Below are 20,942 nucleotides of genomic sequence, written 5' to 3'. Positions count from 1 at the left end.
GCAGGAAACTCAAACAGGACAGGTGGGAACAGATCAGAGCGTGGCAACATTCGCAACTTTCATTTGCACAAAGGAAGCATTATTTATGTTTTAAACAATAATTTATATGACTATTTTAAATGTAAATTCTAAAATAAATCGAAATGATACATTTATATACCACTGTATCCCGCAAACGCACAACCCGCCCCCAGGTTAATGGAGCGGGCTGAAATGCCCAAAAGTTGTATTACTGATTATTTCGAGCGGCCGAAGAACTGGTCAGACTGCTCCCGGTGCGCGTTGCTGACAGGAATGGTCACGTCGGGGCTACTATGCACAGTGCCCCGGGTAACGGCCGTAATGTGGTTAAGCCCTAAGATGCAGGAGCGGTGTATGCGCGTAAACTGCTACGAGAACAGGCGCTGCTTCAGCAGCTTCAGGCTGGACAAGGATAGTCGGAGCCGGGTTTCGCCCACCCGATACACTTTCATGTAGTACTTCAGTCTTTCTATGTACAGAAAATCACATAATGACACCCGTACCAGTTGATCATCCACTTTCGAATTCTTCCTACACTCAATTCTCCCTCACCGGCTACGGCAAAGCTCTGCTTACTTGCTCCAACGACGCCACTGGCACTGCCGGACTAAAATGGGCCCAATAGCCCTGGCAATACCGGATCTACCAATCTTGATACATCTTTTTGATAATCAGTATATAATTCATATTACTACTATATTTTATCCCGGTAATACAACGCTCCACCGAGGTTTTCCGTAGTTTCGTCTTGCCAGGCAGTTACAGGTGTGTGTCTGTCGGCAAGAGCTTCCTATTGCAACACAGAGCCCCGGCTGACGAGCCGGGGCTTTTTTGTGGGCACTAAACTACCTTCCCAACGGTTTTGCTCCTGTATCCGCGACGCGGAACTGCGTACCTTTGTGCATCTATGGCAAGCCCCGACCGTATTTCCCAAACGCTGACCCGCCACAAGCTGCGCCACACGCCCGTGCGTCGGGCGGTGTTGCAGGCGCTGTCGGCCTCTCCCTTTGCGTTGTCAGGCCATGAGGTAGAGCAGTTACTCGGTGGTGATGTAGACCGGATTACGTTGTACCGCACGCTCAAAACCTTTGAGGAAAGTGGCCTGATCCACCGGGTTATTGATACCAGTGATACCGTGCGCTACGCGGCGTGTTCCATGGAGTGCAATGTCCACGCCCACGCCGATGACCATGTGCATTTCAAATGCACCAGCTGTCAGCACATTTACTGCCTCAACCAAGTAGCTATTCCGGCCGTTACGCTGCCCGCCAAGTTTCAGGCCCAGACCCGCGACTATCTGCTGGCCGGCGTGTGCCAGGAGTGTCAGGAATAGTTTTTATGCGCTTCTATCACAGCAACGGCCCACTCAAGTGAGTGGGCCGTTGCTGTGATACCCAACTTTGCTTACTTGGCCGATGCGGCTAACTGAGCGTAGCTTAGAGTCTCAACCGTGAGGCCGCTGGGGGCCCGGAGGCTGAGTGTGGTAAGGGGTTGTTTCGGGAAGAAAATATCCGTCAGCGTGGTCAGGCCGTCATCGGCAAACACTTCCACCGAGGCAGCATCGAAGAGCAGCGTGAGGTCGGCAGCGGGGCTGGTAGCCAGGCGCGGACCGGGTGCCCGGCCGGCAAACTTCGGACTGAAGCTGTTGTCGCCGACCTTGCTCCGGTCGATGTAGTATTCGTTTTTGGCCTTATCGAAGCCAACCACCAGTTCCTCACCCTGCGCATTGCCGAATACCAGTTGAAAATCCCGGAGCTGTTTGGTGCTCATCCGGAGTTGGAACTGCGTGCCAGGACTAGGCAGCTTTTCGGCCAGACTCAACTCGTTTTTCACCGTGAGGCTGGTGAGCTTCCGGGCCGGCTGAGCGAGTTTGGCCACTTCCGGTACGGGTTGCGAAGTCAGATAGATTTCGGAGCCTACCTGCCGCAGGGCTAAGTCGCGCGGGGTGGTCATGGCGCTGCGCCAGGGCGAGGTGGGCACCTGGTTGGCATAGTCCCAGTTGCTCATCCAGCCCAGAAAGATTTTGCGGGCACCGGTGTTGGCCCAGGTTACGCCAGCGTAGTTGTCCCGGCCCCAGTCTACCCACTTCTGGGTAGTGGTAGTGGGCGTAAACTTCCTGCCATCAAACTGCCCCACGAAATACTGCGTGGCCGAGCCGCCGTTGGGTCCGCCGGGATTAATGCTCACCAGCAGCACCCAGTAGGTTTTGCCACCCAGCGTCAGCGGAAATAAATCGGGGCACTCCCACACGCCGCCGTGGGACCCCAGCTTCTCGCCGAACTCGCTGAGCTTGGCCCAGGTTTTCAGGTTGGGGGAGCCATAGAAGGTAATCCGGTCTTTGGTAGCCAGCGTCATCACCCATTGTTTGGCCACCGGATTCCAGCTCACTTTCGGGTCGCGGAAGTCCTGAATGCCGGGGTTAGGCAGCACGGGGTTGCCAGGATACTTCGTCCAGGTTTTGCCCTCGTCGAGGCTGTACGCTATGCCCTGGTACTGGTGTTTGTTGGTCCCTTTCTTTTCCTCATCGGGGTTGTGGTAGGTGAAGATGGCTACCAGCGCATTTTTGCCGAACCCGGCCGTATTGTTGACATCCAGCACCGCCGAGCCCGAGAAAATCATCCCCAGCTTGTCCGGAAACAGGGCAATGGGCTGCTCCTGCCAGCTTACCAGGTCGCGGCTGGTGGCGTGGCCCCAGTGCATGGGCCCCCATACCATACCCTCGGGGTAATGCTGAAAAAACAGGTGGTAGGTGCCGTTCACGTACACCATGCCGTTGGGGTCGTTCATCCAGTGTGCGGCGGGCGTGAAGTGGTAGGCGGGCCGGTATTGCGGCGTAGCGGGCGGCACCGGCGCGGCCGGCTGGGTTTGCGCCTGGGTCAGTTGGGTGCCAATGGCCAGGGCCAACGTAAACAGAAAGGTTTTTTTCATCGAAAGGAATGGGTGGGGCGAAAAGCAGTGACGCCGAGCGGTGGTTGCGGGCACTGACATGTATTGCTGTCCGCGGGGCATGCGGAGCGAAGTCAGGAAAGCCCGCGTGCTAATATTGAGGTGGTAATTTCAACGAAGCGGTAGAGAGGCTTCCACTTCGCTCAGCATGACGTTACCATTGCAACATCAGCACGCGAGATTCCTCGGCTACGCTCGGAATGACGTGCTGGTGTGGTGCAGCTACACCGCCGGTTCGGCCTGCAGGGCTCGTACATCGGCTTCGGTGAAGGTGGGTGTGGCTCCCTGATGGGTAGCTACCAGCGCACCGGTAGCACAGGCGAAACGTAGAGCCTCGCCGGGCTCCTGGCCAGCCTGCCAGCCCTTGAGCAAAGCCGCCAGAAACGCGTCGCCGCTGCCAATGGTATCGCGCACCTGCACGCTCACGCCGGGGGCACGGTACAGGTGGCCGTTGGTCCAGAGCATGGCCCCGTCGGCGCCGCAGGTAACGCACACGGCAGCCAGCTTAAACCGCTCGGCCAGCCATTGCATGGCCGCTTCCCGGTCGGTTTCGGGGGTAAACCACGCCATGATTTCGGCCAGTTCGTGGTGGTTCATCTTGACGAGGTCGGCCTTTTCCAGCAGGTATTTCACCACTTCCTTGGTGTAGTGCGGGGGGCGCATGTTTACATCGAACACCTTAAAGCGGGCGTGCTCCAGCAGGCGGTACAGAGTTTCGCGGGTGCCGGCCTGCCGGGCGGCCAGGGAGCCAAACACCAGCATATCGGCCTGGGCTACCAGCTGCTCCAGCGCGGGCTCATACTGGATATAGTCCCAGGCTACGGGCTGCACAATCTTGTAAGTTACTTCGTTGGCGTCGTCCACGTTGGCTTTCACCACGCCGGTGAGGTGGGTTTTGCCCTGTTGTAGGTATGCGGTGGAAAGCCCTTTACTGGCCACAAAATCCGTCAGTTCCTGGCCCAGCTCGTCGTCGCCCACGCGGCTGATGAGCTCTACGGGCAGGCCCAGCTGATGCAGGTGCACGGCCACGTTGAAGGGCGCGCCGCCCGGCTGCTTGCCGGTGGGCAGCACGTCCCAGAGAATTTCGCCGAAGCAAACGATTGTCTTAGACATTTTACTTGAAAATTGGGTCCCAAAACGACTGTCATGCTGAGCCTGTCGAAGCATCTCTACCGCTTCGTTGGTCTAGCATTGCAACGAAGCGGTAGAGATGCTTCGGCAAGCTCAGCATGACGGTCAATTCTTAATGCAGCACCAGCGTTTTGTCCATCTGCTCGAGGCTGGTGCCTTTGGTTTCGGGCATCAGACGCCACACGAACAGCAGCTGCAGCACCATCATGGCGCTGAACAAGCCAAAGGTCAGGGCTCCACCCATCTTCTCTGAAAGCGGTACAAAGGCAAAGGAAATCAGGGCGGCCATCACCCAATGAGTGCTGGAACCTAACGCCTGTCCTTTAGCACGAACCGAGTTGGGGAATATCTCCGAGATGAACACCCAGATAACTGCACCCTGCGAGAAGGCAAAGAAGGCAATGTACACGAACAGTAAACCTGGAACCAGCATGCCACCAAATGCCTGAAAGCTATGCGTTGCGTACGCCCACGACACTAAGGCCAAGGTAATAATCAGACCTACTGACCCCACAAACATCAACTTACGACGACCAAAATGGTCAATGATCTGGCGAGCCAGCAATGTGAATATCAGATTTATCAGGCCCAGGCCCGCTGATGATAATAATGCCGATTCCGCTCCCAGGCCGGTTTCTTTGAAAATGCGCGGGGCGTAGTAAATAATGGCATTGATGCCCGACACTTGGTTGAACACCGCAAATAATACCGCCAGTAGTACCGGCATGCGGTATTGCGGGGCCAGCAACGAAGCTCCGCCTTTGGTTTGATCATCCGTATTCGTGGTAAGAATGGTAGTTACCAACTCATCAGCTGATGTTGAATCAATTCTGTGCAGCACGGCACGACCTTCCTCTACCCGTCCCTGTCCAATGAGCCAGCGGGGGCTTTCAGGCACAAGAAATAGCAGGCCGAAAAATGCGGCGGCAGGCACGGCCTGTACACCCAGCATCCAGCGCCAGTCATTCTGCCCTGTGCCCGCCAGCAAGTAATTAGACAGATAGGCTATCAGAATTCCGAACACGATGTTGAACTGGAACATGGCCACCATCTGCCCGCGCTTGGCTGCTGGTGCTATTTCTGATATGTAGAGTGGAGCTGTCACGGAGGAAGCTCCTACTCCTAAACCACCAAGAAATCGGAATACCATGAACAGCACCCAGTTGGAGGTAACCGCCGCGCCCAGCGCTGACACGAAATACAGCACGGCAATCCAAATAAGGGTTTGGCGACGACCAAGCTTGTCGGATGGAATACCACCGAACATAGCCCCGAACACAGTGCCAATGAGTGCTACAGAAATAGTAAAGCCATGCTTTACTGAATCAAGGCCCCAAAGCTTTTGAATGGCCTGCTCGGCTCCGGATATCACGGCCGTATCAAAGCCGAACAGAAAGCCGCCCAGCGCCACGACGAGTGACCAAAAGAATACGTTGTTGTTTTTCACGGGTGGAAAATTCAAGTGGTGAATTAGGCAAGCAGCACGTCATGCTGAGCGTAGCCGAAGCGTCTCTCCCGCTTCGTTGCAATGCCGATTGGTTAGTCAGAGAGAGAGATGCTTCGGCTGCGCTCAGTATGACGGTTTGACTACCCCCGTTACCAGCCGGGATTCTGCTTGTAGAGGCCTTTGCTGAAGTTAATCTGATTTAGCGGAATCGGTAGGTATTCGTCGCGGCCCACGGTGAAGCGGGCGGTTTGCAGGTACTGACGCTTGGTTTTCTCCTTATCAAAGTAGGTATTCAGATACGGGCCGGCAATGCCCCAGCGCACCAGGTCAAAGAACCGGTAGCCTTCCATGGCAAATTCCAGCCGCCGCTCAAAGCGCAGCGCCTCCCGGGCGTACTGCTGGGTCCACTGCCCGCTCTGGTACTGCCCGATTTTGTAGTTGGAGGTGCTGGTGCCAGCCGTGGTTTTGAGGCGGGCAGTACTATTGGCAGCCCGCTGCCGAATCTGGTTGATGATGGGCAGCGCTTCCGACTGCCGGCCCAGCTCAATGAGGGCTTCGGCTTTCCAGAGCAACACATCGGCGTAGCGAATGAGGGCCCAGTTCTTGGACGAGCCCATGAAGGGCGGCGTTTTCTGGAAGCTGGGGTCCGAGGGCAACACCGTTTCCTTCATCGACATGTATACGCCGTAGGTGTTCTGGTCGCGCAGCCAGGATGTGTCGAAAATGAACGGCGGTGAGTATTTGTACGGGTGCGAAGGAATGGCCACCGTATGGTCGAGGCGCGGGTCCACGGTGTTGGTCTGGAAGTCCTGGGGCGTGGTCAGGTCGGTGTTATTGAAGGTGGTGAACAGCGGCAGACCCTGGGCATCGGTCTTGAAGGAATTCACCAGGTTCTGGCTGGGCTGGTGGAAGCCGCAGCAGCCGTAGTCGGGGTTCATGGGGTAGGCCAGTTCGTTGCCGCGCTGCACCCGGCCCTTGGGCGTGCCGTCGTTGCGCGAAAACTGAATAGCGAATACCGATTCCACCCCGTTGTCGCCCACCGTGAGGAAGTTGGTGGCGAAATCCGGGTGCAGGGAGTACTTGCCCGAGCTGATAACGGCATCCGTCAGGGTCACCACTTCCTGCAGCTTGGACTGGTTGATGCTGGTTACCGCGTGGGTTTCGCTCTGCACATAGGCCTGGTACAGCAGCGTTTTAGCCAGGTACGCCTGCGCCGCCGACTTGGTAGCCCGCCCGATTTCGGGCTGGGTTTCGGGCAGGTTGGCGACGGCGAAGCGGAAGTCGTCGGCAATTTTCGTCCACAGCTCGTCGTTGCTCAGCGCCACGTTCGATACCTCGCCGTACTTGTCCGTGGGTACGATCTGGTCGATGTAGGGCACGCGCTTGAACAGCTCTTTCAGCAGGAAGTAATAATGCCCGCGCAAAAAGCGCATTTCGCCCTGGCGCACGGCCTTGTTGGGCATGGCTGAGGCATCCACTACATCCAGCCGGCGCAGTGCATCGTTGCAGCGCGACACCCCGATGTAAATCAGGAACCACAGCTCGTCGGTGTTGCCCACGTCCACGCGGTTGAACGAGAAGGTTTCGTAGAAGTGGAACGCGTCCACGTCGGCGGTGCCGTTGCCGCCCTTATAGGCGTCGCCGCCGCGTACGTTGCCGTAGGGCCACATGCTGGTGTAAGGAGCCCGGTACACGTCATTACCCAGCTGCGAGTAAGCGGCAATAACCTGCTTTTCAATGTTGGCGGGCGTGTTCAGCTGGTCGTCGCTGAGAGCCCCAATGGGCTCCACGTCCAGGAACTTACTATCGTTGCAGGCCGTGGCCGAAGCCAGCAGGCCCAGGGCCAGTATGGTGGGTTTAAAGAATTTCATGGGAATTTAGTGCTTAGTTGTTCGTGCCTAGTGCGTAGTTGCAGAGTTGTGCGGTTGGTAGCGTGGGTGCTGAGGCGCGTTTACACCTTCTAAGCACTCAACACCAAGCACCACGCTCTAAAAAGTCACGTTGAGGCCAGTCGAGAAAATGCGGGGTACCGGGTACTGATAGTTAGTTACCTCGGGGTCGGGGCCAGTGAATTCCTTGCTCTTGATGGTGAAGAGGTTCTGGCCCTGCACATACACCCGCACGCCCTGGAGCTTCAGCTTCGTGGTGAAGCCTTCCGGCAGGGAGTAGCCTACCTGCACGTTGCGCAGCTTCAGGTACGAGGCATTTTCGATGAAGTAAGTGGAAGCGCGGCCCTCGTTGTTGGTGTTGATGAGCGTAGCGGCCGGAATGGTGGAGCCGGTATTGGTGGGCGTCCAGGCATTGAGCAGGCGCTGGCCCCAGTTCTCACCTGTCGCCAGAGACGCGAAATCCGTACGGAACTTGGAGTTGTTGAAGGCATCGAGGCCCTGCACGCCCTGGAAGAACACCTGCACATCAAAGCCCTTGAAGCCCGCGCCCAGGTTCAGACCGTAGTTGAAATTCGGCACGCCTTCCGTAATCCAGGTCTGGTCGAAGTTGTCCACTTTGCCGTCGCCGTTCAGGTCTTTGTAGCGGATGCGGCCGGGGGCGGCGCCAATTTGCGTGGGACCTTCGCTTACTTCCTGCGCATTCTGGTAGAGGCCATCGGCCACATAGCCGTACACCGCGTTAATGGAGTGGCCCAGGCGCGTTACATCCTGGCCGTTGCCACCGTAGGCATTGATTACCTCAGCGGGCAGGTAGGTGAGCTTGTTCCGGTAGCTGGCCAGATTGCCGGAGATGTTGTAGCTGATGCCGTTTTCCAGCTTGTTCTGGTAGCTGAGCAGGAATTCCCAGCCCTTGTTCTGAATAGAGGCCCCGTTCACAAACTGGTCGCCGCCCTCCCCTACTACCGCCAGGTACGGCAGGTTTACCAGAATGTCCTTGCTGTTCTTCACGAAGTAATCCACCGAGCCCGACAGGCGGTTTTCCAGGAAACCGAAGTCCACGCCCACGTTGGTTTGGGTGGTGGTTTCCCACTTCAGGGCGGGGTTAGGGCGCTGGAAGCGGCGGTAGCCCGAGGGCAGTGCTGTGTCGTTGCCGTAGATGTCGTAAGCCGTGCCTCGGTCGTACTCGAAGTTCGGGTCCAGGGTGCCCAGCAGCGACTGATACAGGCCCAGGGAGGCGAAGTTGGCAATGTCCTGGTTGCCGGTCTGGCCCCAGCCGGCCCGCAGCTTCAGATCCGACAGGAATCCGGCATTATCCTTCACAAACGTTTCCTCACTCAGGCGCCAGCCCGCCGACAGTGCCGGGAATACGCCAAAGCGGTTATCGGCCCCGAAGCGGGAGGAACCGTCGCGGCGGATGGTGGCCGAAAGCAGGTACCGGTCGGCGAAGCTGTAGTTGATTTTGCCGAAATACGAGGCCAGCCGATAGGCCGTGGCCCCGCCGCCGTTGTCCTTGTTAGCCGCGCCGCCGTCGAGGTAGGCGTAGTTGGGGTCTTCGGAGGCAAAGTTGGTGCGCGAGGCGTAGCTGCTTTCGTCGTAGTAACTGATGCGCTCCGAGCCGGCCACCACGCCCAGCTGGTGCTTGCCGCCCAGCAGTACGTCGTAGTTCAGCGTATTCTGCCACACCCAGTTACCCCAGAAACGGTTGTTGTCCGTCACGCGGTTGTTCTGCTCCGAGAGGAAGCCGGCCTTATAGGTCTTGTAGATCTGCCGGAACTTGTAGAGGCTGTAGTCGATGCCGAAGCTGGTGCGCAGGTGCAGGCCTTTCAGAATCTCGGCATCGGCGAACAGGTTACCGAAGGCCCGGCCGGTGTTGGAGCGGTTCTGCTTGTTGTCGGTGAGCAGGCGCAGGGGGTTGTCCCGGTCACTCATGCCGGCCACGGGGCCGCCCCAGCCCACGCCATCCACGGTATGCACCGGCACAATGGAGGGCAGTTGGGTGGTCCGGTCGCGCACCAGATTCAGGTCGTACTCCGCCCGCTGCGACTTCACAAGGGTTAGGTTCTCGCCCACCTTTAGCTTGCCGCCCAGGAAGTTGTAGTCCGAGTTCAGACGGGCCGTAATCCGGTCGAAGCCGGTGTATTTCAGCGTACCCGAGTTGTCGTAGTAGTTCAGCGAGAACAGGGCCCCGCCCCGCTCACTGCCGCTGCTCACGTTCAGGTTGTAGCTCTGGATGAGGGCGTTCTGCTGGGTTTCCTTGAACCAGTCGGTGTCGGCGGCGCGCATGGTTTTATCGGCGTCGATAAATTCCGGCGTGCTCACCCCGTTCAGCACAATGTTGCCGTTGGCGTCGCGCGAGGTCTGGAAGTTGTAGTATGGCAGGCTGGGCACTTTGCCGTCGTTGATGGCGGCCCGGGCGTACACCGTGCCGTAGTCCAGCGTGTTCAGCATCTGCAGGTGCGGGCCCGGCGTCTGCACGCTGAAAAAGGTCGAAAAGTCTACCCGGGTAGCGCCTTTCTTGGCCTTTTTGGTTGTGATGATAATCACGCCATTACCGGCCCGGGAGCCGTAGATGCTGGCCGCCGAGGCATCTTTGAGCACCTGAATGCTCTCGATGTCGTTCTGGTTGATCTGGTTGATGCCTTCCTTTGTGGGAATGCCGTCGATAACGTACAGCGGGTCGTTGTTGCCCAGCGTGCCGAAGCCCCGGATGCGCACAGTGGCGGCGCTGCCGGGTGCACCGTCGGTGGTGATTTGCACGCCCGGCACGCGGCCCTGCAGGTTGCGCGTCACGTCGTTGGAGGCCATGTCCCGGATTTCCTCGGTCTTCACCACGGCTACCGCACCGGTCAGGTCGGCTTTGCGCTGGGTCTGGTAGCCGGTTACTACTACCTCGTCCAGGGCCGCCGCATCGGGGGCCAGCGTCACGCTGATGGCCGCGCCGCTCACCGCCACTTCCTGCGACTTATATCCCACGAAGGAGAAGAGTAGGGTGGTCACGTTGTCGGGCACCGAGAGAGTGAAATTACCGTCGGCGTCGGTGGAGGTGCCCAGGGCCGTGCCTTTGGCTACTATAGTAACACCGGGCATGCCGGCGCCATTTTCGTCCACCACGCGGCCGGATACTTTCACGTCGGCCAGGTGCGGGGTGCGGGCTTCGGCGGGGGCCGCCGCAGCTGGGGTTGTGGCCGCAGCCGCCAAGGCCGAGAGCAGCGTCAGGCCAACTGCCGGACGCAGCAGGGGGTACTTGTCTTTCATGAAGTGGGAATTGGAAAGGTGTGAATTCCTAAGCTACCGACCCGCCGTCTGGGGAACTGCGCCCGGCTCAAGTCGGGCCAGATTTTCAGCCGACTTGGTGCCCAAATATTCACTCCCTCCTTCCCAGCCGCTTCTTCTATTCGCTCAAAGTGTTTCGATTTTGACTCACACTCAAACCTTTTCCTTAATCATTATTAATCAATCAATTAAACCCTACTTCATCCACGCCTGTATCCGATTGGGTTTCAATTTTGATACCTGATTTTCAAAAATTGAAGCCCTGATGCGCATCATGCGTCACGGTCACTTGAGATTCATGGATGGTAGGTTAGTAGGATCGTCATTCCGAGCGAAGCCGAGGCATCTCGCGTGCTGATGTTGCAGTGGTAATCCTGACGTCAGCACGCAAGATGCCTCGGCTTCGCTCGGAATGACAGCTTTGATAACAACAAGCCTTATGCTGCCTGCTGATACTTACGCCGTGGTGTGCAGGGCCCGGAACTCGGAGGGCGACACCTGGTAGCGGGCTTTGAAGGACGTGGAGAAATATGAGGGCGAGGAGAAGCCCAGCTGATACGCCACTTCGGCAATGGTCAGCTCATCGGAGAGCAGCAGCTGGCGGGCCTTGGTGAGGCGGATGCCCTGGATGAAATCCGTAACCCCGGTACCTAGTACGGCCTTCACTTTGCGGTACAGTTGCACCCGCGAAATACCCAGGCTGCGGGCCACGTCTTCCACGTTCAACTCGGAGCGTGAGAGGTTCGCTTCCACAATGGCGGTGAGGTCGGCCAGGAATTTCTGGTCCACACGCTGCGGGGCCACGGTGGCCGTCTGCACCGACAGCTCCCGGCGGAAATGCTCCCGCTGCTTCTCCCGGTTGCTCAGCAGCGTCCGTACACTTTCCAGCAGAAACGTGGGGTTGAAAGGCTTGGTCAGGTATAAATCGGCACCGGCCTGCACGCCTTCCACCTGCTGTTCCGAAGCGCCCCGGGCCGTGAGCAGCACCACCGGGATGTGCGAGGTGCGCCAGTCGCTTTTGAGTCGGGCCACCACTTCCAGCCCGCTCAGCTCGGGCAGCATCACGTCGCAGATAATCAGGTCAGGGATGCTGTCGGCGGCCAGTTCCAGGCCCCGGGCTCCATCAAACGCCGTGCTGACCTGGAAGTGGGGCCGCAGCTTCTGCACCAGAAACGCGTTAACTTCAGGGTTATCTTCGATGACAAGCACCAGCGCCTCGCTCCCACTCACGGCCGCTTCGGGCTCGGGGCGCAAAGCAGGCGGCAGGTCCTCCTCCACCGAGAAGCCAAGGTTGACAGGGGCTATGGCTTCCATTGATTTCAGCTCCTGGGGCAGTTCCAGCGGCAGCGTTACTACAAACGTGCTGCCCCGGCCAGGCTGACTGGTGAAGCTGAGTGTGCCCTGGTGCAGCCGCGTGAGACCCAACGCCAACGCCAGACCCATCCCCGAGCCCTTCGCCACCGACTGCTGGCCCTGGTAAAACCACTCGAAAATGTGGGCCCGGTCCTGCTCCGAAATACCCCGACCGGTGTCCTCCACGCTCACGCGCACGGCTTTTTCGGCGGGCACGCGCTGCATACTCACCGTAATCTGGCCGCCTTCCGGCGTGAATTTGAGGGCATTGCTGAGCAGGTTGAAAAACACCTTATCCAGCACGTTGGCATCAAACCAGAGCGGCAGGGCCGGCTCGGCGGGCAGAAACCGGAGCCGGATACCGCGCTGCCGGGCCGGCCGCTCAAACACGTCCATGATTTCGCGCACGAAAGCCACCAAATTTCCCTCGGTGGCGCGCACCGGCATCTTGCCCACGTCAATCTTGCGGAAATCCATGAGCTGATTGACAAGCTGTAGCAGGCGCTGGGCGTTGCGCCGCACCAGGCTCAGGTCGTGGCGCTGAGCGGCGGGTAGTTGGGGGCCACTGGTCAGCATTTCCTCCACCGGCCCCAGAATAAGGGTGAGCGGGGTGCGCAGCTCGTGGCTGAAATTGGTGAAGAAGCGCAGCTTGGCCTCCGTTTCCACCCGGGCCTGTTCGGCAAACTCCTGAATCTGGTTGCGCTGGGCCCGGATTTCCTCGTTCTGCAAGGCCAGCCGCCGCGTGATGCGCCGGTTGGCCCGGAAGGCCCGCCACACCAATATGCCCAGCCCGGCCGCGCCCAGCAGGGCCGCCGCCAGCACGTAGAGTACCGTTTGTTGACTGGCATACGTGGCCAGCTGCTGCTGCAACAGCCGCTGCTGCCGCTGAATATCCTGCTGCTGGCTGCTGAGCTTTTCGGTTTGCAGCTTCATCGTCAGCACGTTGGTCGAGTCGATGACCATGGTACTAAGCGGATTTTCCTTCTCGAAGGGCTGGCGCTGCAGAATGCGCATGGCAGTCCGGATGGCTTCCTCCCCACCCGGCGAATACAGCAGCGTGGAGTTGATGATACCGTCCTGCACCAGTTGAATGCCGCCGTGCGGCCCCGGCAGGCCATCTACCCCCACAATGCGCACCTGCCGCTCCCGGCCCAGCTGCTTGCACACCTGGTAGGCACCCAGCGCCAGCCGGTCGTTATGGGCAAAAATCAGGTCGATTTCGGGATGCTGCCGTAACACGTTGGGCAGCCGCGCCAGTACCGAAGGCCGCTCCCAGTTGCTGTTTACCTGCGCCACCAACTGCATACCCGGGTACGCGGCCAGAGCCTGCGCGAAGCCCCGGTGCCGGTCGATGGCGGGGCTGGAACCGGGGGCGCCCAGCACTTCCAGCACCTGCCCCCGCTCCCCCAGCAGGCCGGCGGCGTAGTTGGCCGCCGTCTGGCCCACCTCCAGGTTATTGCCGCCCACGTAGGCGGTGTAGAGCTTGGAGGTAGTGCGCCGGTCAAGAATCACCACCGGAATGCCCCGGTTGTACACCTCCTCCACAATGGGCGTTACCGGCTCGGTTTCGTTGGCCGATACAATCAGCAGGTCAATGCCTTCTTTGAGAAACTCCCGAATCTGCTGCTCCTGCAGGGCCGAGCTGTACTTGGCGTCCTTCATGCGGAAGCGCACCTCGGGGTAGAAGCTCAGCTCCTTCTGCATGCCGGCCAGCATGGCCTGCCGCCAGGCGTCGCCGTTGGTGCACTGCGAAAACCCAATGGTATACTGGCGCTTGGGAGTTGAGCGGGAGCAGCTCATCAGTACGAGCAGCACCGCGCACAGCCACCAATTGCTGCGCTTCAACCAGGAAGGGAGGATGAGAGTGGGCATTGCCGAAAGATACACAGAAGCTTATCTTCGCCGGGAATATCCCATTGCAGTATAGTTATACCTACAATAGGTATGGGTTCCGATACGCAGCTTTTCTTGTGGTTTATAGTCAGTGCTTTCGGCCTGCTTATGGGCAACTCCTTACGCAGTAAGTATCTGCGCCTGCAAGCGCATGGCCAGCAAACCACTGGTCTGGTAACCAGCGTTATGGATGATACCTGGTTTACGTTCTTCGATGGCCGGGGTATCTACTATCACTCGATTCGCTTTGTAACGGCAGATAAGCAGTGGGTTACGAAAAGTTACTGGCAACTTTCATCCCCTGATGAGGACAATTATCGGGAAGGCCAGCAAGTGGATATTTTATACAACCCTGCTAACCCGGAAGAATTTACTGTTAACTCCAGCGGATCAGGAATTGCTGCGTACCTGCTGCTGCTGTCTGGAGTAGCAGGTATAGGATATTGCTTTTGGCTTATTTACCAGCAGTTGTAAAGCATCTGCCATGCATACTTTACCCGTTTCTGTTGACCTGCGCATTTTCGACAACAGCCGGCTGACAAGGGTACTATCAGGCAGCTTTCTGACGCCGTTGCTGCTGGTCCTAACGTTCCTTTTTCTCCCCGATTTTCACCTGACCTATCATACCGGCCTATTGGTGGTGGGCGGCTTGGTGGCGGTGCTGGTACTGGCTTTAGGGGTAGGTATCTGGTGGAGTATTCGCCGGGTTCGGCTCACTCTATTGGAAACTGAATTGCGTCTCGACTGGCTCAACGGGCGCGGGGAATCGGAGAAAACACTCGCAGCAACTCGCTCTATAGTACGTAGCGCCGCCATTATACAGGGAGAGAAACCAGAGCAGTATTATTTGACGCTGGAAACAACAGAAGCCAACCCTATTGTACTGACGCTGGTTTCCACCTCCCGCCAACGAGCTGATGCCGAAACCCTGCTGCATAACTGGCTACCGGCTGCCGGTTGAATCAACGTGCCACTTTAACACATAACGCCCGGCTATTTAAGTGGCCGGGCGTTATGTGTTAAAGTGGCATGGCTATTTGTTAGGGCATGCCTTTGCCACCGGCCGCACCATACACCTGCCCGGTAGCATAGCTGGCCTGCGGGTCGGCGAGTTGCACATAGATGGAGGCCAGCTCGACGGGTTGGCCAGGGCGCATCATGGGCGTATCACCACCGAACTGCACCAGCTTTTCCTGGGTAGCACCGCCACTTACCTGCAGGGGCGTCCAGATGGGGCCAGGCGCTACACCGTTCACCCGAATACCCTTCGGAGCCAGCTGCTTGGCCAGGGAACGGACATAGTTGGTGGTAGCGGCTTTGGTCTGCGCATAGTCATACAGGTCGGCTGAGGGGTCGGTGGCCTGTTCAGAAGTGGTGCCGATAATAGCCGAGCCTGGCTGCAGATGCGGCAGCGCGGCCTTGATAATCCAGAACGGCGCGTAGATATTGGTTTTCATCGTCGCATCGAAATCCTCGGTGGTGAGGTCCAGAATAGACTGCCGCTGCTGCTGGCGGCCGGCGTTGCTGACCACAATATCCAGTCCACCCAACTGGCGTACGGCTTCGGCCACCAGCTTTTTGCAGAATGCTTCGTCGCGGATGTCGCCGGGAATGGCCACCCCCTTCTGCCCAGCCGCTTTAATAAGGGCAATTACTTCTTTAGCATCCGCCTCTTCGGCGGGCAGGTAATTAATGGCTACATCGGCCCCTTCGCGGGCGTAGGCAATGGCCGCAGCCCGGCCCATGCCGGAGTCGCCACCCGTAATGAGGGCTTTGCGGCCTTTGAGGCGGCCGGAGCCTTTGTAGCTCTGTTCCCCGTGGTCGGGTTTGGGGTCCATCTGGCTGACCAGCCCCGGCCAGGGTTGCTGCTGTTTTTTAAAGGGCGGTTTCGGGTAAGCGGTGGTAGGGTCTTTGAGTGGCACAGTGGGAGCAGAAGCTTCTGCGGCATCGGCTGAGAATATGGGGCTTACAGCGGCCACGGCCAGGCTGGCACCCAGGCCATTTATTACCTGACGGCGGCTTAGTTTGTTGTCTTCTTTCATAGCCCATTCCAACGCACTCAGCTGGCTTTGGTTAGGTCGAGCTTAACCCAGGCGTGAGAGTGACTATTTAATCGCACGGCAGAACTAATACGCAAAGCAAATGTGCCATAATGGTGGCTATTTGCATCTGCTTTCCTGGAACAGCCAGCGGGCCATATCACCGGTCCGCCACGGCACGTATGCTCCAAAAACCCTTACTCCGCCCCTATGATTCGATTCCTGCTGATTGACTGTCCCGACGAGCCGGGGCTGGTGTACCGCATCACCGAAATACTGTACCGCCACGGCCTGAACGTGCTGCGCAACGGCGAGTTTGTTGAGCGGGAGGACAGCCACTTTTTCATGCGCACCGAGTTTGAAGGAGACTTTGAGCAGGAAGCCCTATTGCGCGACCTGCGGGCAGCTTTGCCCGCCTCGGCCCGCATCCGGCTGCGCGACGACCGGCCCCGCCGCATTGTAGTACTGGCTACCAAGGAGCACCACTGCCTTTCGGAGCTGCTGGTACGGCACTTCTTCGGGCAGCTGCAGGCCGATATTCTGGCCGTTATCAGCAACCACAACAATCTGCGCGAGCTGACGGAGCGCCTGAACGTGCCCTACCATCACATCAGCGCCGAGGGCATCTCGCGGGAAGCGCACGAGGCGTCTGTACTGCAGCAGATTGCGCATTATGAACCGGAGTTTGTAGTACTGGCCCGTTACATGCGCATTTTGTCGCCGGAGTTCGTGGCGAATTTCCCGGAGCGGCTTATTAACATTCACCACAGCTTTCTGCCGGCCTTCATCGGGGCCAGCCCGTACGCACAGGCGTATGCCCGTGGTGTAAAAAGCATCGGAGCCACGGCCCATTTCGTTACCGACCAGCTCGACCAGGGGCCCATCATTGCCCAAAGCGTCATCCCGACAGACCATACCCAGAACGCCCACGACATGGCCCAGGCCGGCCGCGACGTGGAGAAACTGACTTTGGCCCGCGCCCTCACGCTGGTGTTCCGCGAGCAGGTGGCCGTGCACCGTAACAAGACTATTGTGTTCGAATAGAATACTCTGCCCCGCACCTCTCGCGGCCACCCACTAAGACGGCCCTTCCGGCAGCACTGCGCAAGTGCTGCCGGAAGGGCCGTCTTAGTGGGTGGCAACTTCAGGCCGGCTCAACCGCCCCCGGATATGCCCGCTATGATGGCGTGGACGTGTAGTGCTCATCAATGGCCCGGCCCATGGCTTCCCGAAACGTGACCAGCAACCGGCTCCGCTCCTGCTCCGGCATGCTTTGCAGGGCATGCTCAAAGGTGAGGCGGTACACGTGGGCCATAAACACAGCCCCGTACGTGACAAAAAAACCGTCGTGCACCTTAGTAAAGGCCTCTTTTTCGGCCGAAGAAATAGAAAGTGAAAGCGCCAGCCACTCCTTGGCATTATTCGCCAGACTCAATTGTAAATCCTTATCCATTTGACAGGTACACAGAAATCAGAAACCAGAAAAAAACTCATACTCTTGGCTACAGCTGCCGCCGATAGGGCCGAAACGTGCTGGGAGCAACGTAGGGAGCCGGCTGCCCCACTCCGCCGTGCGCCGTGAAAAAGGCTTGCACGGCGGCCTCCAGCCCGGGCCGGTCGTGCAGGCCAACCGACGCCAGTACGTCCTGCGCGGCCAGCGGCGCAGCCAGCAGACTCAGCCGGCAGGCATCAATGCCCAACGGGTGCTCAATGAACAGGCGGGCCCCATCTTGGGCCAGAATTTCGTGCTGGTAACGCCAGGCGTGGGCAAACGACGGGCGTTGGGCGCTGGGCGTATTGTCGGTAGCGACAAAGCCCAGGCTTCGCAGGTAAGAATCGGTCATGTGAATCGATGAAAAAGGATGAATAGAAGTCAGGTGGTCTGTACTTCGGCCGGCCAGTTTACCTGCCGCAGCAGCACCCGGAACTCGGCTTCCGACGCTATCCGCCCCTGAAAACAATACAACAGCTGCCCGTTCACGGCCTCCAGCAATGTCAGCTCATCATCTGAGTAGAGCACAATGGTTTCCTGGCCGCACTCACTGGGGCGGCTGTAGCGGGTTTGCCCCGCCGGGGAGGCAAACTGCGTGAAGCCAAATGCCCGCAAAAGCGCGGCGGTTGGCTGATAGAAGGCGGACATGGAAGAAACCCGTAAATGGGACGCCGGACCGGATGGCGGGGCGGTAAACCGAACCTGGAAACCGGCTTCGGCAAGCAACGTGCGGCCGGTTGCAGGCAGCACGCAGATCAGGCGCTTCCTTAAGAAAACGCCGTTTCTGAAAGATACGCAAATTCTGCCCGGCACAGCCGGACCGGGCTTCCGGCGCACTGCCCGTCCTTATCCCAATCCGGCAGAATACTGCCCGGCTACTCCCCCAGGAACCGCCGCAGAAACGGAGCCGTTTTGCTGGCTTTTGCCTGGGCTACCTCGGCCGGTGGGCCCTGGGCTACCACTTGGCCGCCTTCGTCGCCGGCACCGGGGCCCATATCCAGCACCCAATCGGAGGCGGCTACCACACGCATGTCGTGCTCCACTACTACCACGGTGTTGCCCGCGTCGGTGAGGCGCTGGAGCTGCACCAGCAGGCGCTCCACGTCGGCGGGATGCAGGCCGGTGGTGGGCTCATCGAGCACGTAGAGGGAGTTGCCGCGGCCGGTGCGCTGCAGCTCGGTGGCCAGCTTGATGCGCTGGGCCTCGCCCCCACTCAGCTCGGTGGCGGGCTGCCCCAGGCGCAGGTAGCCCAAGCCCACTTCGCGCAGCACCGTAAGGGCCCGGTGCACGGCAGCTTCATCCCGGAAAAACTTCCAGGCGGCATCCACCGTCAGGTTCAGTACCTCAGCAATGTTCTTGCCCTGGTACTGAATTTCGAGGGTTTTGGCGTTGTAGCGGGCTCCGTGGCACACCGGACAGGGCGCGTACACGGAGGGCAGAAACAGCAATTCCACCATCACAAACCCCTCGCCCTGGCAGTTCTCGCAGCGACCCTTGGCTACGTTGAAGCTGAAGCGGCCGGCGTCGTAGCGGCGCTTGCGGGCCTCGGGGGTGGCGGCGAACAGCTTGCGCACGTGGTCGAACAGACCGGTGTAGGTGGCCATGTTGGAGCGCGGCGTGCGGCCGATGGGCTTCTGATCCACTCGCACCAGCCGTTTGATGGTTTCCAGGCCACCTACGATGCGGCCGCCGGTTTCGGGCGCGGCGGCGCGTTCCAGCGGATCGGTTTCGGTTTCCTCTTCGGCTTCCACCGCTTGGCCCAGCTGCCCGGCCACCAGCTCCACCAACACCTGGCTGATGAGGCTGGACTTGCCGGAGCCCGACACGCCCGTAACGGTGGTGAGCACGCCCAAGGGCAGCTGCACGCTCAGGTTGTGCAGGTTGTTGCGATGCACGCCTTCCAGCTGCAGCCAGCCCTGCGGGTGGCGTACCGTGCGGGCCTCACCTGAGCGAGCGGCCGGGTACAGGAAGCGGCGGGTCTGGGAATCCTCCACGTCGGCCAAGCCTGCGGGCGGGCCGCTGTACAGGATTTGCCCGCCCAGCTCGCCGGCAGCGGGTCCTACATCCACCAGCCAGTCGGCTTGGCGCACCACGTCGAGGTTGTGCTCCACCACGAACAGGGAGTTGCCGGCCTGGCGCAGTCCGGCCAGGGCTTTCAGCAGGGCCTGGGTATCGGAGGGGTGCAAGCCGGCCGAGGGCTCATCGAGCACGTACACCACTCCAAACAGGTTGGAATACAGCTGTGTGGCTAACCGCAGCCGCTGCAGCTCGCCCGGCGACAACGTGGGCGTGCTGCGCTCCAACGACAGATAGCCTAGCCCTAAATCAAGCAATACGGTGAGGCGGGCGCACAAATCCTGGGTGATGCGACGGGCCACTTCGGCCTGCTCGGGGTGGTCCTGGTCGTGGGCCTGGGGGCGGGCCTTGCCCTCGGCGAAGGGTCGGATTAGGGCTTCTACCCGCTTGAGCGGCAGGGCCGAAAAGTCGGCAATGTCCAGTCCAGCAAACGTCACGCTCAGCGACTCCCGGCGCAGGCGCTTGCCGTGGCAGGTGGGACACTCGGTGCTCAACATGTACTGCAGGGCCCGTTTCTTCATGAGCGGGCTCTGGGTGGTGGCGAAGGTGTGCAGCACGTGCCGCCGGGCGCTGCTGAAGGTGCCCATGTAGTTGGGCGGCTCCTTCCGCTTGAGAGCCCGCTGGGTTTCCTGGGGCGAGTAGCCGGGGTACACCGGCACCACGGGCTGCTCCTCGGTGAACAAAATCCAGTCGCGCTGCTTCTGGGGCAGGTCCTGCCACGGGATGTCCACGTTGTAGCCCAGCGTTACCAGGATGTCGCGCTGGTTCTGGCCGCCCCAGGCCTGGGGCCAAGCGGCAATGGCCCGCTCCCGGATGGTGAGCGTAGGGTCGGGCACCATACTTTGCTCGGTTACCTCATACACGCGGCCCAAGCCGTGGCAGGTGGGGCAGGCCCCCTCGGGCGTGTTGGCCGAAAAAGCTTCGGCGTAGATGATGCCCTGCCCCGCCGGATAGTCGCCGGCCCGGGAGTAGAGCATGCGCACCAGGTTCGACAGCGTGGTGACCGAGCCCACCGAGGAGCGCGTGGTAGGCGTGCCCCGCTGCTGCTGCAGGGCCACGGCCGGCGGTAGCCCCTCAATGGCCTGCACCTGCGGCACCGACATCTGGTGAAACAGCCGCCGCGCGTACGGCGACACCGATTCCAGGTAGCGGCGCTGGGCCTCGGCGTACAGGGTGCCAAACGCCAAGCTGCTCTTGCCCGAGCCCGACACGCCGGTAAACACCACCAGCGCATCGCGCGGAATGTCCACGTCCACGTTTTTGAGGTTGTGCTCCCGCGCCCCGCGCACCCGCACGAAGCCGTTTTGGTTGGTAGTCGATGGAGAGGAATTAGGCATATAGGTCGGGCAGATGAGAGAGGCAGTATACGGCGGTGGTGGGGA

Annotated in this window: 15 protein-coding genes; 4 read left to right on the top strand and 11 right to left on the bottom strand. The window is 59.5% G+C overall.

What is annotated here, in order from left to right; translation table 11 throughout:
• The first annotated feature begins 928 nt into the window (after window positions 1–928).
• A complete protein-coding gene (locus tag EI291_RS10450; protein WP_125419759.1) occupies window positions 929–1,354 on the top strand; it encodes a Fur family transcriptional regulator in 426 nt (141 codons plus the stop codon).
• A 71-nt stretch (window positions 1,355–1,425) separates the two neighbouring features.
• Here EI291_RS10450 and EI291_RS10445 read toward each other — a convergent pair whose 3' ends face one another.
• The 6 genes from EI291_RS10445 to EI291_RS10420 all read right to left on the bottom strand — a co-directional run bounded on the left by EI291_RS10445 (window position 1,426) and on the right by EI291_RS10420 (window position 13,932).
• Window positions 1,426–2,949 (bottom strand): glycoside hydrolase family 32 protein, encoded by a 1,524-nt coding sequence (locus EI291_RS10445; RefSeq protein WP_125419758.1) that lies wholly within the window; start codon window positions 2,947–2,949, stop codon window positions 1,426–1,428.
• A gap of 240 nt (window positions 2,950–3,189) precedes the next feature.
• A complete protein-coding gene (locus tag EI291_RS10440) occupies window positions 3,190–4,080 on the bottom strand; it encodes a carbohydrate kinase family protein (RefSeq protein WP_170172595.1) in 891 nt (296 codons plus the stop codon).
• Window positions 4,081–4,210: 130 nt separating this feature from the next.
• Entirely contained in the window at window positions 4,211–5,545 is a 1,335-nt protein-coding gene (locus EI291_RS10435) for a sugar porter family MFS transporter (protein WP_125419757.1), read from the bottom strand.
• Between the two features lie 149 nt (window positions 5,546–5,694).
• Window positions 5,695–7,416: a RagB/SusD family nutrient uptake outer membrane protein gene (locus EI291_RS10430; protein ID WP_125419756.1), complete on the bottom strand. Its 1,722-nt coding sequence runs from the start codon at window positions 7,414–7,416 to the stop codon at window positions 5,695–5,697.
• A gap of 117 nt (window positions 7,417–7,533) precedes the next feature.
• Window positions 7,534–10,689: a SusC/RagA family TonB-linked outer membrane protein gene (locus tag EI291_RS10425; protein WP_125419755.1), complete on the bottom strand. Its 3,156-nt coding sequence runs from the start codon at window positions 10,687–10,689 to the stop codon at window positions 7,534–7,536.
• A gap of 474 nt (window positions 10,690–11,163) precedes the next feature.
• A complete protein-coding gene (locus tag EI291_RS10420; protein WP_125419754.1) occupies window positions 11,164–13,932 on the bottom strand; it encodes a substrate-binding domain-containing protein in 2,769 nt (922 codons plus the stop codon).
• Window positions 13,933–14,004: 72 nt separating this feature from the next.
• On the opposite strand from EI291_RS10420, the gene EI291_RS10415 reads away from it, so the two are divergent.
• On the top strand, window positions 14,005–14,427 hold the full coding sequence (locus tag EI291_RS10415; RefSeq protein ID WP_125419753.1) for a DUF3592 domain-containing protein: 423 nt from the start codon (window positions 14,005–14,007) through the stop codon (window positions 14,425–14,427).
• Between the two features lie 10 nt (window positions 14,428–14,437).
• On the top strand, window positions 14,438–14,914 hold the full coding sequence (locus tag EI291_RS10410) for a hypothetical protein (RefSeq protein WP_125419752.1): 477 nt from the start codon (window positions 14,438–14,440) through the stop codon (window positions 14,912–14,914).
• A 79-nt stretch (window positions 14,915–14,993) separates the two neighbouring features.
• On the opposite strand, the gene EI291_RS10405 is transcribed toward EI291_RS10410, so the two are convergent.
• On the bottom strand, window positions 14,994–15,995 hold the full coding sequence (locus EI291_RS10405; RefSeq protein ID WP_125419751.1) for an SDR family oxidoreductase: 1,002 nt from the start codon (window positions 15,993–15,995) through the stop codon (window positions 14,994–14,996).
• A gap of 207 nt (window positions 15,996–16,202) precedes the next feature.
• Here EI291_RS10405 and purU point away from each other — a divergent pair, with 207 nt between their 5' ends.
• Entirely contained in the window at window positions 16,203–17,036 is an 834-nt protein-coding gene (gene purU, locus EI291_RS10400; protein ID WP_125419750.1) for a formyltetrahydrofolate deformylase, read from the top strand.
• A 133-nt stretch (window positions 17,037–17,169) separates the two neighbouring features.
• Here purU and EI291_RS10395 read toward each other — a convergent pair whose 3' ends face one another.
• From EI291_RS10395 to uvrA, 4 genes are all read right to left on the bottom strand, one after another.
• Window positions 17,170–17,445 (bottom strand): hypothetical protein, encoded by a 276-nt coding sequence (locus EI291_RS10395; RefSeq protein WP_125419749.1) that lies wholly within the window; start codon window positions 17,443–17,445, stop codon window positions 17,170–17,172.
• 49 nt (window positions 17,446–17,494) lie between these two features.
• Window positions 17,495–17,836 (bottom strand): hypothetical protein, encoded by a 342-nt coding sequence (locus EI291_RS10390; RefSeq protein ID WP_125419748.1) that lies wholly within the window; start codon window positions 17,834–17,836, stop codon window positions 17,495–17,497.
• Window positions 17,837–17,865: 29 nt separating this feature from the next.
• Window positions 17,866–18,132 (bottom strand): hypothetical protein, encoded by a 267-nt coding sequence (locus EI291_RS10385; protein ID WP_125419747.1) that lies wholly within the window; start codon window positions 18,130–18,132, stop codon window positions 17,866–17,868.
• Window positions 18,133–18,359: 227 nt separating this feature from the next.
• Window positions 18,360–20,897: an excinuclease ABC subunit UvrA gene (gene uvrA, locus EI291_RS10380; protein ID WP_125419746.1), complete on the bottom strand. Its 2,538-nt coding sequence runs from the start codon at window positions 20,895–20,897 to the stop codon at window positions 18,360–18,362.
• Between the last annotated feature and the right edge of the window lie 45 nt (window positions 20,898–20,942).

The organism is Hymenobacter rigui (assembly GCF_003944715.1).
In the GTDB taxonomy this organism is placed as follows: Bacteria; Bacteroidota; Bacteroidia; order Cytophagales; family Hymenobacteraceae; genus Hymenobacter; species Hymenobacter rigui.
Note: the sequence above shows the minus strand (reverse complement) of the source record. Positions and strands in the feature narration are given on the sequence as shown.